The 12,127-nt window shown below is 71.1% G+C and carries 13 protein-coding genes; 5 read left to right on the top strand and 8 right to left on the bottom strand.

Features of this window, described 5'->3' with window-relative positions:
- Positions 1-72: 72 nt before the first annotated feature.
- From ACIPAE_RS25405 to ACIPAE_RS25415, 3 genes are all read right to left on the bottom strand, one after another.
- On the bottom strand, positions 73-927 hold the full coding sequence (locus ACIPAE_RS25405) for a helix-turn-helix domain-containing protein (protein WP_402448102.1): 855 nt from the start codon (positions 925-927) through the stop codon (positions 73-75).
- 8 nt (positions 928-935) lie between these two features.
- Positions 936-1,484, bottom strand: a complete 549-nt coding sequence (locus tag ACIPAE_RS25410) for a DUF6907 domain-containing protein (RefSeq protein WP_402448103.1) — start codon at positions 1,482-1,484, stop codon at positions 936-938.
- A 132-nt stretch (positions 1,485-1,616) separates the two neighbouring features.
- The gene (locus ACIPAE_RS25415; RefSeq protein ID WP_402448105.1) at positions 1,617-2,117 is read right to left on the bottom strand and encodes an ATP-binding protein; all 501 of its coding nucleotides are present in this window, start codon (positions 2,115-2,117) and stop codon (positions 1,617-1,619) included.
- Between the two features lie 168 nt (positions 2,118-2,285).
- On the opposite strand from ACIPAE_RS25415, the gene ACIPAE_RS25420 reads away from it, so the two are divergent.
- From ACIPAE_RS25420 to ACIPAE_RS25430, 3 genes are all read left to right on the top strand, one after another.
- Entirely contained in the window at positions 2,286-3,209 is a 924-nt protein-coding gene (locus ACIPAE_RS25420) for a helix-turn-helix domain-containing protein (protein ID WP_402448107.1), read from the top strand.
- On the top strand, positions 3,206-3,427 hold the full coding sequence (locus ACIPAE_RS25425; RefSeq protein WP_329371975.1) for a DUF397 domain-containing protein: 222 nt from the start codon (positions 3,206-3,208) through the stop codon (positions 3,425-3,427). Before ACIPAE_RS25420 ends, ACIPAE_RS25425 begins: the two co-directional genes overlap by 4 nt.
- 442 nt (positions 3,428-3,869) lie before the next feature.
- A complete protein-coding gene (locus tag ACIPAE_RS25430) occupies positions 3,870-5,942 on the top strand; it encodes a phosphocholine-specific phospholipase C (protein ID WP_402448109.1) in 2,073 nt (690 codons plus the stop codon).
- Positions 5,943-5,968: 26 nt separating this feature from the next.
- Here the strand turns inward: ACIPAE_RS25430 and ACIPAE_RS25435 are convergent, their stop codons facing one another.
- Entirely contained in the window at positions 5,969-6,787 is an 819-nt protein-coding gene (locus ACIPAE_RS25435; RefSeq protein WP_329371980.1) for an AraC family transcriptional regulator, read from the bottom strand.
- Between the two features lie 72 nt (positions 6,788-6,859).
- Between ACIPAE_RS25435 and ACIPAE_RS25440 the strand changes: the two genes are divergently transcribed.
- Positions 6,860-7,249 carry a cupin domain-containing protein gene (locus tag ACIPAE_RS25440; RefSeq protein ID WP_329371981.1) on the top strand — a complete coding sequence of 130 codons (390 nt, stop codon included), beginning with the start codon at positions 6,860-6,862 and terminating at the stop codon, positions 7,247-7,249.
- A gap of 214 nt (positions 7,250-7,463) precedes the next feature.
- On the opposite strand, the gene ACIPAE_RS25445 is transcribed toward ACIPAE_RS25440, so the two are convergent.
- The 4 genes from ACIPAE_RS25445 to ACIPAE_RS25460 form a co-directional block, all read right to left on the bottom strand.
- A complete protein-coding gene (locus tag ACIPAE_RS25445) occupies positions 7,464-8,006 on the bottom strand; it encodes a DUF6907 domain-containing protein (protein WP_402448111.1) in 543 nt (180 codons plus the stop codon).
- A gap of 43 nt (positions 8,007-8,049) precedes the next feature.
- Positions 8,050-8,754: a hypothetical protein gene (locus tag ACIPAE_RS25450; RefSeq protein WP_402448113.1), complete on the bottom strand. Its 705-nt coding sequence runs from the start codon at positions 8,752-8,754 to the stop codon at positions 8,050-8,052.
- Positions 8,755-8,878: 124 nt separating this feature from the next.
- Positions 8,879-10,135: a helix-turn-helix domain-containing protein gene (locus tag ACIPAE_RS25455; RefSeq protein WP_402448115.1), complete on the bottom strand. Its 1,257-nt coding sequence runs from the start codon at positions 10,133-10,135 to the stop codon at positions 8,879-8,881.
- Between the two features lie 298 nt (positions 10,136-10,433).
- Positions 10,434-11,321, bottom strand: a complete 888-nt coding sequence (locus tag ACIPAE_RS25460) for a LysR substrate-binding domain-containing protein (RefSeq protein WP_329371986.1) — start codon at positions 11,319-11,321, stop codon at positions 10,434-10,436.
- 93 nt (positions 11,322-11,414) lie between these two features.
- Between ACIPAE_RS25460 and ACIPAE_RS25465 the strand changes: the two genes are divergently transcribed.
- Positions 11,415-12,119: a succinate dehydrogenase gene (locus tag ACIPAE_RS25465; protein WP_402448117.1), complete on the top strand. Its 705-nt coding sequence runs from the start codon at positions 11,415-11,417 to the stop codon at positions 12,117-12,119.
- Positions 12,120-12,127 lie beyond the last annotated feature (8 nt).

The following is a 12,127-nucleotide window of genomic DNA, read 5'->3' on the forward strand; positions in this document are numbered from 1 at the left end:
ACGGCGACGGAACCCACGGTGACGGGCCGGTCGCGGCGCCCGGGGCTGGCGTCGGCGGTCGGGGCGGGCTGTTCAGGACGTGGACGTGGTCACGGTGGTGGTGCGGAGGGCGTGGAGGTGGGTGAGGGTCTGGGTGGGGGTCAGGGCGGTGTCGCGCAGGTTGTCGTAGCTCTGGCGGAGTTGTTCGACGTCGTCGGGGTCGTCGGTGAGGTGCCCGGTGAGCGTGCTGTGGGCGTGGGCGAGGGGACGGCCGACGCGGAAGGAGAGGAGTTGGAGGGGGCCGTGGAGGACGCGCGGACCGCTGCCCAGCGGGAGGATGTGGAGGGCGACGGCGGGGTGTTGGGCGGCGGTGATCAGGTGGTCGAGCTGATCGGCCCAGGTGGTGGGGTGGTGAACCGCGTGCTGGAGCACGATCTCGTCGAGGATGGCGCGGTAGTGGACCGGCGGGGACGCGGTGGCGGTCAACCGGGCCTGCCGCAGCCGGAGTTCTTCGAGGCGGGCGTCGAGTGCCCGGAGGTGGTGGGGGCCGGTGGCGGCGAGTTGCTCCTTGGCGTAGGCGGGGGCCAGGAGGAGGTCGGGGATGGCGGTGAGGGCGTATTCCTGGATGGTGGTGGCGGTGGCTTCGAGGCTGGCGATGCCGCCGGCCGCGAGCTGCTTGGCTTCGCGTTTGGCCAGGTGCCACAGCCGGACCAGGAGGTCGCCGGTGTCGTAGAGGCGGTCCAGGGCGACGGCGACGTCGAGGGTGCCCAGTCGTCCGCCGGTCTCCAGCCGGTGCAGGTAGGACTGTTCGTAGTGGCACTGGTCGGACAGTTCGGTGAGAGTGAGTCCGGCCTTCGCGCGCAGCGCGGCGAGTTGGTGGGCGTACAGGGCGCGGGCGGTCATCTCGCCGTTCGCGAACAGCGGCGCCGGAGTGCGGGGTTTCGTCACGTGGGCCTTCACCGGTGGGTGCCTGTGGTGCGGGACGGGTGGCGGGTCCAGTCGGAGCGGGCGGCGACGAGTGTGGGGCGGACCTGGTGATCGAGGCGGTCGGCCAGGGTCCGGAGGCTGCCCGCGAGGTGGCCGAGTTCTTCGGGGTCGAGGTCGGTGAGCCAGTACTCTCCGGCGAGGTGGAGGTTGGCGACGGGGACGCGGGGTTCGGGGTCGGGCGCGTAGGGGTTGCAGTCGATGCTGGTGTGGAGGACTTCCACGGGCGTCGGGTGCCGTTCGGAGTTCGCGGGGGAGTAGACGCGCAGGACCTGTCCGGGGAAGCGGACGTGGTGGTTGATGTCGGCCAGGCGCGCGGCCAACTGGTGCGGGGGCACGTCGTGTTCGCTCGGGTCGGTGCTGGCCCAGTCCGGCAGGTGGCCGATGGCGGTATCTCCGGTGGTGGTGGTGATCGCCCACCGCCGGGCCGGCTTCGGCTTCGGGTTCGGCCTCGGTTTCGGGTTCAGCTCCGGCGGGGTGGCGGGGGCGGGTAAGGCGCTGGATGAGGGGGTGGCGTTCATGGTGCGGGGTTCCTGTTCGTGGTCGGGCGGTGGAATCGGGTGGCGGCGCGGCGCGGACGGGCGTCGGGTGGCCCGGCCCGGCTGGGCGGGCGCCGGATCGGGGTCGGTGAAGCGGCAACGGTTCTCACGCGCTCACCGCCTCAACGAAGCCCGCGACAACGGGCTGTCCCGTGCGATGCGAGGGCGGTACCCGGCGGGGAGAGGGAGTGCGGCCCAGACGACCTTCCCTTCGGGCCGGGTCAGCGCGGCGCCCCACTGCCCCTCGGCGAGACCGGCCACCACCTGGAGCCCGCGTCCGCCCTCGGCGTCGAACGAGACGGGCCGCAGCACCGGGCGGGCCCTGCTCTGATCCCACACCCCGAGGTGCAGCCGCGTGTCGGTCACCCACAGGGTCAGGGCGCACCGCCGTACGGTCGACGGCCGGACCTGCCCGGGCCCGAACGGATCGGCGCAACTCCCCGCGTGGCGAACGGCGTTGCTCGTCAGCTCGGTGACCACGGTCGCAGCGTCGAACACTACGTCTTCGGGGAGCCGCCAGCGTGTGAGCGTGTCTCCGACGTGGCTCCGAGCGCGGCCGACGGCGGAGGGTTCGCACGCCAAGTCCAGCCTGCTTCGACGGAAACTGGGCGCCATGGCCAACACCTCTCACCGGTTCACGAGTTGAGGGGCACACGCGGTGGTAACAGGAAATGACGATTACCGTACGCTGAGTTGCGAGCGCCTGGATGCAACTGTGGGGTATGAGCAACGTTTCTGGCAACATGATCCGGAAAAGTTGGTTTCCGGCTTGAAAATTGGCATATGCCAGCAACGTTGGCGGCGCTACCCTGCAACCCACACAAGAGAGGCAGGCCGATGGCGGAAGCAAGGCCCAACGTGCACCGACGCAGGCTCGGATCGGCCCTGCGGTCGCTGCGGACAGCCGCGGGGCTCGGGATGGAGGAGGCCGCGGACCGGCTTGGCCTCGCGGGGAAGCCCGCGCTGAGCAAGATCGAGAACGGCAAGCAACGTGTCTCCGGCCTCGGTCTGACCGCCTTCTTCGAGATCTACGGCGTCGACTCGGAAGAGACCCGCACGAAGATCAAGGTGATGGCGTCCCTCGCGGCCTCGGGCAAGCGGACGAACCTGCTGGACGAGTACAAGGAAGTAATCCAGACCGACGAGTTCGAGGACTTCCTGCACCTCGAAGGGATGGCGTCGAAGGCCGAGTCCTACCTGACCATGGTGCCCGGCCTGCTCCAGACCAGGGACTACGCGGCCTCTGTCGTCGAGCAGAGTCAGCAGTGGCCGTCGAAGCGGGAGATCGCCCGCTTCGTGGATCTCCGCATGGCGAGGCAAGCGGTGCTCACCCGCGAGACACCGCTCAGCATGTCGTGCGTCCTTGACGAGGCGGCGCTGCGACGCGTGATCAGCGACCCGGACGTGATGCGCGCGCAGCTCCAACGGCTCCTGGATGTGACCGAGGAGCACGCCCACGTAGTGATACAGGTGCTCCCCTTCGGGTCTGGCGCACATGCAGGCATGAACGGCCCGTTCCGGCTCCTACACTTCCCGGTGGGACCGCCGGTTGCCGTCATTGAGACGATGACAACCTCCGTCTACCTGGAGGAGGATGGGGACGTGGGCAGGTACGAGTCGGCCCTCGAATACCTCCGCTCCCAGTCCCTCGACGGCCCGGCCTCGCGCCGCTTCATCCACGAGTTGATCAAGGACTACTACGCATGAACAAGCAGGTCGATCTCACCAACGCCACCTGGGCCAAGAGCGAGTTGTCCGATGCCGGCAACAACTGCCTGGAGGTCGCCTTCGTGGACGGGGTGGTGGCGCTGCGCGACTCCGTGGACGTGGGTGACCCCGACGCCAAGGTCCTGATCGTCTCCCGTCGGGACTACGAGCTGTTCACAGCAAGCGTGCAGGCCGGACAGAAGGACCTGCTCGCCTGAGCACATGTCGGAGGCGCCGGCCCCTGGTTGTCCAACGGGGCCGGCGCTCACGTTCCGGCCCGAGCAGTGGCAGACCTTCGTGGACGCGGTCGTTGAAGGTCGCTTCCCGACCCTGGGAGTCTGACACCCCTACGACGAGTCCACCGTGTCCCTCTGGCGCCTCCCTTCCCAACTACGGTTGAAGGTCTGATCGGCTTGGGGAGGCTGGGTGCCTCGCGCCCGGACCCCCGGGCACCCGGACCCCCGGGCACCCGGACCCCCGGGCACCCGCGCGCCCCATCAGCCGCCGCGGGCAGCCTGTTCGCGGTCCGTACCTCGGCGCGCCACGCGGGCGACACCCGCCCTTCGCCGGCACTCGGTGGTCTGGGACCCACCCGACCGGGCTGCCGCGACCGGATACCGCGGCACACCCCCGCCCCGAGCCAAAGAGGTCTCGCGAGCCATGACCGAACTCAACCGGCGCCGCTTCCTTCAGATCGCGGGCGCCACCGCCGGCTTCTCCGCCCTGTCCGGCAGCATCACCCGGGCCGCCGCCATCCCGGCCGGCCGCCGCACCGGCACCCTCAAGGACGTCGAGCACATCGTCGTCCTCATGCAGGAGAACCGCTCCTTCGACCACTACTTCGGCTCGCTGCGCGGGGTCCGCGGCTTCGGCGACCCCCGCCCGGTCACGCTGCCCAGCGGCAAGCCGGTGTGGCACCAGCCGGACGGCACCGGCACCGGCGCCGGCGCGGGCGAGGTCCTGCCGTACCACCCGGACGCGGGGGACCTGGGGATGAAGTTCATCGAGGGCCTCAACCACGAGTGGACCGGCAGCCACGCCGCGGTCAACGGCGGCCGCTACGACCAGTGGATCGCGGCCAAGTCCGCCGCCACGATGGCCCATCTGACCCGCGAGGACATCCCGTTCCACTACGCGCTCGCCGACGCGTTCACCGTCTGCGACGCGTACCACTGCTCGCTGATCGGCGGCACCGACCCCAACCGCTACTACCTGTGGAGCGGTTGGACCGGCAACGACGGCAAGGGCGGCGGCCCGGTCGTCGACAACTCCGAACTCGGCTACGGCTGGACCACCTACCCCGAGCGGCTGGAGCAGGCCGGCGTCTCCTGGAAGATCTACCAGGACGTCGGCGACGGCCTCGACGCGGCCGGCGGCTGGGGCTGGATCGAGGACGCCTACCGCGGGAACTACGGCGACAACTCGCTGCTCTACTTCGACCAGTACCGCGACGCGAAGCCCGGCGACCCCCTGTACGACAAGGCCCGCACCGGCACGAACGCCAAGGCGGGCGACGGCTTCTTCGACGTGCTGCGCGCCGACGTCAAGGCCGGCCGGCTGCCGCAGGTGTCCTGGATCGCCGCCCCCGAGGCGTTCTCCGAGCACCCCAACTGGCCCGCGAACTACGGTGCCTGGTACATCTCGCAGGTGCTCGACGCGCTCACCTCCGACCCCGAGGTGTGGAGCAGGACCGCGCTGCTGATCACCTACGACGAGAACGACGGCTACTTCGACCACGTCGTGCCGCCGTACGCCGCCGCGCCCGGGCAGGGCGCCTCCACCGTCGACACCTCGCTCGAACTCTTCCCGGGCGACGCCACCTACGCGCCCGGCCCGTACGGCCTCGGCCAGCGGGTGCCGATGATCGTGGTCTCGCCCTGGAGCACCGGCGGCTACGTCTGCTCCGAGACGTTCGACCACACATCGGTCCTGCGCTTCATCGAGCGGCGGTTCGGCGTGCGCGAGCCGCAGATCTCGCCCTGGCGGCGCGCCGTCTGCGGCGACCTCACCTCCGCGTTCGACTTCTCCCTCACGCACGACCGGCCCGCGCACCTGCCCGGCACCGACGGCTACCAGCCGCCGGACTCCGACCGGCACGACTCCTACGTACCGGTGCCGCCCGCCCACCAGGCGCTGCCCCGCCAGGAGAAGGGCTCCCGGCCGACCAGGCCGCTGCCCTACGCGCCGCGCACCGACGCCGCCGTGACCGCGTCCGACGCGCGGATCACCCTCACCTTCGGCGGCGGCACCGGCGCGGGCGCCTGCTTCCACGTCACCTCCGGCAACCGCACCGACGGGCCCTGGACGTACACCACCGGCGCGGGGCACACCGTCTCCGGGCACTGGGACACCGGCACCTCCGGCGGGGAGTACGACCTCACCGTGCACGGTCCGGCCGGCTTCCTGCGCGCCTTCGGCGGCTCCGCGCACCGCACCGGCGCCGAGGTGACCGCCCGGCACGACGCCCTCACCGGGCAGGTCGAGCTGACGCTCACCAACTCCGGGCACACCGACCTCCGCTTCACGGTCCGCAACGCGTACGACGGGAAGCAGCGGATGCTCGTGGTCCGGGCCGGCCGCCGCGAGAACCACCGGCTGGACCTCGCGCGCTCCGGCCGCTGGTACGACGTGACGGTGCTGTCCGACCACGACCCCGCGTTCACCCGCCGTTTCGCCGGGCACGTGGAGAACGGCCGCCCGGGTGTGAGCGACCCGGCGATCGCGACGGTGTAGCCGGCCCCGGGCGGGGGCGCCGGTTTCTAGTGCAGCGACCGGCCGTTGCGGCGGGCGTAGGCGACCGGGGTGACGCCGAGGTGGCGCTTGAAGTGGCGGTTGAGGTGGGCCTGGTCGTAGAAGCCGACGGCCGAGGCGACCGCGACCGGCCGCTCGCCGGCGAGGAGCAGCCGCCGGGCGCGGTCGATCCGCAGCCCGGTGAGGTACGTGTGCGGCGGCAGGCCGTAGGTGCGGGAGAAGCTGCGGATCAGGTGGGTGGGGTGGGCGTGCAGGAGCGTGGTGGCCTCGTCGAGGGTGAGGCCGTCGGCGATCCGGGCGTCGAGGAGTTCCCGTAGCCGAGCGGCGAGCCGGTCCCCCTCGCGGCCCGGGGGCCGTACCCGGTGGGCGTCGAGGTGGACCAGCAGCCGCTCCCGGACGAAGGCGAGCCGTGACTGCGCTTCGAGCGCGTCGTCCTGGTCGCGCAGGGTCCCGTGCAGCCGGTGCACCCTGGCGCGCAGCGCCGGGTCGCCGAGGATCGGGCCGGCCACGGCCCTCCCGGCCAGCCGGGCGGGCAGCACATCCGTGCTCAGGTACAGCACGCGCTTGCGGAAGCCCGCCGGGTTGACCGTCCGGCCGTCGTGCGGGACGCCGGGCGGAAGGAGCACGACCCGGCTGGCGTCCGTTGCGCCGTGGCGGGTGCGGTCCAGCGCGAAGTCGACGACGCCGTCGTCCAGCAGCATCAGGTCCCACGTGGTGTGGGTGTGCACGGGGTAGGCGTGGTCCGTGAAGTGCGCGTGCAGCACCTCCGTGATGCCCGGCACCCCCGGGCGCCACGCGTCCACCTGATGGATCTCGGGGCCGTCCACGGCACCCCCTCTCCGCCACACGGGTCAGGAACGTACAAGACCCCCACCGGCCGGTTCGGCCACCCTCAGCCCATGACCGACCCCACCAACCCTGCCACGTCCGGGCCCGCAGCCGTGAACCTCGCGGCCAAGCTCGCTTCGTTCGACGAGCTGTGGGCGCAGCGGACCGTCGCCGACGTCAACGACTACGAGGTGAAGCTCGCGAAGCTGCACGGCGAGTTCGTCTGGCATCGCCACGACGACACCGATGAGCTGTTTCTCGTGGTCAGCGGCCGTCTGACCATCCAGTTGCGCGACGGCGACGTGGTCCTCGGGCCCGGCGAGCTGTTCGTCGTGCCCAAGGGCGCGGAGCACTGTCCCCGCGCCGACGAGGAGACCGCCGTCCTCCTCCTCGAACCCGCGGGCACCTCCAACACGGGCAGCGCCCCCGGCCCCCGCACGAAGCTCCCCCTCCGGCTCTGACCCTCCCCCCGCCCTGCCCCGGCTCCCGCACCGGCCCCGACCCCCGCGCCACTCCTGCCGGTGCCCGAGCGCGCTGCCGGGGTCACCTCCGCCGCAGGCGCCTCCTGGCGGATCGGTCGTTGGCAGCCGACTACATTTCGTGACCGTTTATCGACTCTCCGGGTTGGCGGGTGCTCGGAGCGGAACAGATGCAGGTGCCCTGGGGGTCGCCTGCTCACCGCGAGGGAGGCCAAGGGATGCGGCTGTTTCCCGGCAACGCGCCCTTCAGATCGGGGTCGGCGTGCCTGGCCCAGTCCTCTTGTGCGTCCACCAGGGCGGGCCGGATTTCCTGGTCGAGGCGGTTCGCGACCCAGCGGAAGGTGGCGGCGAGCCGGGTCAGGTCCTGCGGGCCGAGGTCGGTGAGCCAACTGTCCCCGCACAGGTGCAGGTTGACCAGCGGGGTGCGGGGTTCGGGTGCTTCGGCGTGCGGGTTGCAGTCCAGGGTGCAGGAGAAGGTTTCCTCGGCGACGGGTCCCGGGGCGGGGCTGGTGGCGCAGTAGACGGGGACCGTGGGTCCCGGGAAGTGCCGGGTGAGGTGGATGTCGGCGAGCCGGTCCTCCCAGGCGTCGGGGGGTACGTTGTGCTCGCTCGGGTCGTTCCCGGCCCACGGGGGCAGGTGGCCGGTGAGGGTGCGGCCGTCCGTGTCGGTGAGGGTCCACCGCCGAGCGGGAGCCGGTAAGGCCGAGGACCCAGCCGAAGCGGAAGGTGTGCTGCTCATCTGATTCTCGTTCCTTGTCATTCAGGTGGACAGCGGCGATCGCCTAAGACGGCGGCCGCCGCTCCAGCGGAAAAGCCGTGGGCATACGGGGCGGGTCGTCCAACTCCCAGCTGTGGCCGCCGGGATGGCCGGCGAACTCGCTGCACGGGCAGTCCACTTCCCGCCCGGCCGGACAGTCCGCAATCTCGATCACCGCGCTCGGGGTGCCGCCGTCCCGCCACAGCGCCCACAGCGTGCCGGCCTCCGGCCCGCGCAGGTTGAGCGCCGCACCGTAGTGAACCGGCCCTCGGTGCACCTCGATCGTGCACACGAGCGTCGCGAACATGTCCTCCCGGGTGTACGCGTACACGTCGTCCGCCTTCACCAGGCTCAGCACCGTACGCACCAGCTCGTCCGGCACCAGCGTCCGCCTGCCGCAGATGAAGCGCTGCGCGCGTTGGCAGGGTTCGGCGCCCCAGCGCTCGGTCAGACTCGCTACGAGAGCCAGGCCGCGCCCGTGCTGGTCGTTGACGCCGGACGCCCAGTGACGGGGGAGCCCCGGCCGGAACGGGGAAAAGCCCCGTGCGGCGGCTTCGGTGAGCTCTTCCGGGCTGTCGAGGGTCGGCGCGGGGGGCGACAGGCGGTCACCCCGACTGCGGGCCACACGCAAGGCGTCGAGAAGGGCCTCGGTCAGGCGCGGCGTGATCCCGGCTGCCGCGTCGGCGAGGTCGCGGCGGCGCTGGTGCTCTGCTTCTGTACGGTGTGTCATCACCGTTCCTCTCACGCTGCGCGGTTCAACGTGTGCACACCGTAAGAGGGGGGCGGGGAGAGTGGGACCTGCGCGGGATCGGCTTTCCCGATGTGGCGTCATGAACGGCCCCGCTGCGTTGCAGTCAGCCGATGATGCCCAGGTGGCGGCCTACTTCGCGCATCTCGGCGGGGAGGCTGCGCTTGCGCTTGGCGGCGATCTCCTGCCAGGCGTCGACGGCGGCCTTCTGGTGGAGCAGCCATTCGGGCGCTGTGCGGTAGAGACGGTGCAGGTCCTCTCCCGCGCGCGTCGTGTCGCCGGTGCGGGCGTAAGCGCGGGTCACGTCCAGGGCGAACCGGTTGCGATCGCCACGGCTCGGGCCTCCTGTGCGCTTCCACGTTTTTGGGGAAAGTGCTTCTTCGTTTTCGGCTCTGCGTACGACCGTTCGTACGTCGCCGATGACCATCACGTCTTCCACGGACTTCATGGCTGCTGTGACGGGACCGAAAGGGCCCTCGATGCCATGCAAGTCATATTCGTGCTGGCGTCCGATAGCGGCGGCGGCGACAGATGCTGCGCGGCGGTATTCCTTTGCTTCCTTCGGCCGGTTGTTGCGGACAGCTGCTGCGGCGGCCTCCATCGCGACAGCACCCCACACGGCGTATTGGCCAGGTTCGGAGTCCATGAGTTTGGGCTCCACCAGGTCCATGGCCCGGACTGCGGCGTCCTCGGCTTCGTCGAACCGGCCGGTCCGCAACAGCACGAAACACAGCCCCCGTACCTGAGCGGCTGTCACCTGGGGGTCTTGGGCGCTACGTGCGTCGGTGATCGCGGCCCGGATCGCGGCGTGCGCGATGTCGAACTGGCGGACCTGGGTGAGGTACCGGCCGGTCAGACCCAGCACGTCCACGCGGGCCAGCAGCGCGTGCTGACGTTCCTCACCATCGCTGTAGTAGGTGACGGCGGCGTCGGCGTCGCGGACCAGACCGGGCAGGACGGCGGCGAGGCTTTCGTACCGTCCGGCCGGGTAGAGCAGGGCGGCATCCTGCGTCCTGCGCCGCAACCGGTTCAAGCTGGGCTCCTCGTCGGCTGACGGTGCGGGGGAGTCTGCCGTGAGGGTCAGCGCGAGAGGCGGGGTCAGGGCGATACGCAGGGCCTGGAGACTGAGGCGTTCGCCTGGGACATGCCGTTGCGGATTGGGCGGGTCTTCGGCGAGAAGCTGGGAAGTCCTGATGCCCAGAGCGCGGGCGATGGTGTGGAGGGTTTCGATACGGACGCTGCCGCCCTGTTCGACTTTTTGAATGGTGCCGGTGGACAGTTCGGCTTCGTCGGCAAGCTGTTCCTGACTGAGTCCGGCCATACGCCGGTACCTGCGGACGTTGTCGCCGAGATCTGCGGTCATGGCGACCCCCTTTCACCATTCAGAGTAAGGCCGTTGGGCAGGGGCAACCACGGGCAAAAGACCACGCAACGTGGGTGGTGCGCGGTGGGAACGCGGCCGGCTGGAGGGTGTTGGGCCGGTGTCCTGCCCGGGTGCGGGGCCGGGCATGGTCAGGGGGCCGTACGCTTTCCGGCAACTCGGGCAGGTTGTTGAGCCTGCCCGTCGGCACACACTATTCGCGCTGCTCCACCGCGGTCGGCTCCCCACCGGACGGCGGGCGGGGCCTGGGCCGGCAGGACGGACCACCCCGGGGGGCGGGTCACCGGGGAGGCGCCTCGGAGAGGATGACCTGCTGGAGCACCCGCGCGGCCCGCGGCGGAGCCACATCGCTGCGGTGCGCGAGCGCGACGGTGCGCCGTAGGCCGGGGCGGGCCAGCGGCGTGACGCGCAGGCCGTCGCCGGCCCGGGCGGCCACCATGGAGGGCACCACCCCGATCCCGAGCCCGGCCCGTACGAACCCCAGCACCGCGTCCATCTCGCCGCCCTCGACCGTGAAGGTCGGCTCGAAACCGGCGGCGCGGCACGCGCCGAGCGTCAGGTCCCGCAAGTCGTACCCGTGCCGGAACATCACCATCGGCTGCCCGCGCAGATCCTCGATCCGCAGCGGCGTGGGCGGCGGGTCCGCGCCGACCGCGGAGACGGCGACCAGGTCCTCCTGGAACAGCTCGACCGTGGTGAGCGCGGGGGAGGGGCTGGGCAGCGGCAGCACCACCAGCGCGAGGTCGAGTGCCCCGCGGGCCAGCTCGCGGACCAGGTCGTGGGAGCCGCCCTCCTCCAGCAGCAGCCGGATTCCGGGGTGCCGGTCGTGGAAGGCGCGCAGCACGACCGGCAGCAGCCCCGTGCACAGGCTGGGCGTGGCGCCCAGCCGCACCCGGCCGCTGCGCAACTGCGCCAGCTCCAGCACCTCGTGCCGCGCGGTGTCCGCGTCGGCGAGGATGCGCACCGCCAGCGGCAGCAGCGCCTCCCCGGCGTCCGTGAGCGCGATGTTGCCGCGCGCCCGGCTGAACAGCGGCGCCCCCAGCTCCTTCTCCAGCGCCCTGATCTGCTGGGACAACGACGGCTGCGAGACGTGCACGGCCTCCGCAGCGCGGGTGAAGTGCCGCGTCTCCGCGACCGCCACGAAGTACGCGAGCTGCTGGAACTGCATGCCCTCAGCGTACGCCTTCATAGGCGTTCGCTATGGAAACGAGCCGGATCATGTCTTGGACCACTCATCGGTCGGCGCCCTACCGTCGTGTCCATGGCATTGGCAACGCGGACATACCGGCGGCCGCCCACGCTGAAAACGGCCTGGGACTCCACCGTCGGCAAGAAAGCGGTCATGGCGGTGAGCGGGCTGGTCATGCTGCTCTACCTGGTCGCCCACATGCTCGGCAACCTCAAGATCTTCTTCGGCGCCGACGACTACAACGGGTACGCGCACTGGCTGCGCACCCTCGGCGAGCCCGCGCTGCACTACGAGTGGGCGCTGTGGATCATCCGGGTGGTCCTCGTCGTCGCGGTCGTCGCGCACGGCGTGACCGCCTACCAGCTCAGCCGCCGCGACCTGCGGGCCCGTCCGGTCGGCTACGCCCACCGCAAGGCCCGCTCCAGCTACGCCACCCGCACCATGCGCTGGGGCGGAGTGATCCTCGCGCTGTTCATCGTCTGGCACCTGCTGGACCTGACCACGCTCACCGTCAACCGCAACGCCCAACCCGGGCACCCGTACCAGAACGTCGAGGCGACCTTCCACACCTGGTACGGCGACGTCATCTACATCGTGGCGATGCTCGCGCTGGGGCTGCACATCCAGCACGGCTTCTGGAGCGCCGCGCAGACGCTCGGCGCGGGCAACCGCCGCCGTGACCGTGCGCTGAAGGCCACCGCCACCGGCATCGCGGTCCTGCTGACGGCCGGCTTCATCGCCGTACCGGTCGGCGTCATGACCGGAACCGTCCACTGAGGGAGCCG

This window comes from Streptomyces sp. NPDC087270, from assembly GCF_044744625.1.
In the GTDB taxonomy this organism is placed as follows: domain Bacteria; phylum Actinomycetota; class Actinomycetes; order Streptomycetales; family Streptomycetaceae; genus Actinacidiphila.